The sequence below is a fragment of the Pseudoalteromonas sp. S558 genome (assembly GCF_005886635.1).
In the GTDB taxonomy this organism is placed as follows: Bacteria; Pseudomonadota; Gammaproteobacteria; order Enterobacterales; family Alteromonadaceae; genus Pseudoalteromonas; species Pseudoalteromonas aliena.
The window spans coordinates 1-508 of sequence record NZ_PNDU01000606.1; the positions used below are offsets into that span (position 1 = coordinate 1).

Below are 508 nucleotides of genomic sequence, written 5' to 3' on the forward strand. Positions count from 1 at the left end.
CTAGTAGGTAGCCTTGATGATCTTGTTCAGCGCCATTGTGGGCTGAACGTTATTGTGAGCGCTTCCACCGCCTGGATTGATCATCACCACGGTAGTGCTGGACGAAACAGCAGTGATCGGCGTGGCGTTGTACGGAACATTGGATATATTTGGCGGGCTCGCTGGCGCTGGCGAGAGTGCCTGCCCCCCGTACAATTGAGAGCCGGCGCCTATGGACGTAGCAGTTGTCGTGGCAGCGTCGTTTGGAATGTTTGCTGGCAATTGCGCCGCCGTAAGGGAAACGCTTTCGCTGCCTCCGACAGAGCCTAGTCCAGATATGCTGGCCAGTCTGCCGGCAGCCGTACCGCCCATATTGTCACGGCCGGCCACCGCGCGCCCGCGTAGATCTGGCACATTGAATGTCGTCGTTCCATCGCCGGTTCCATATGTCGTCCCGATAGCCGCAAACAACGCGGCATAGGCCGTTCTCGAAACCGCCTGGCCGTAGCAGAGCAGCCATCCAGCCGGC

General features: G+C 59.4%; 1 protein-coding gene. It reads right to left on the bottom strand.

What is annotated here, in order from left to right; genetic code table 11:
- On the bottom strand, window positions 1-508 hold a 508-nt coding region (locus CWB66_RS21625), incomplete at its 5' end, for a phage tail protein (protein ID WP_171037567.1).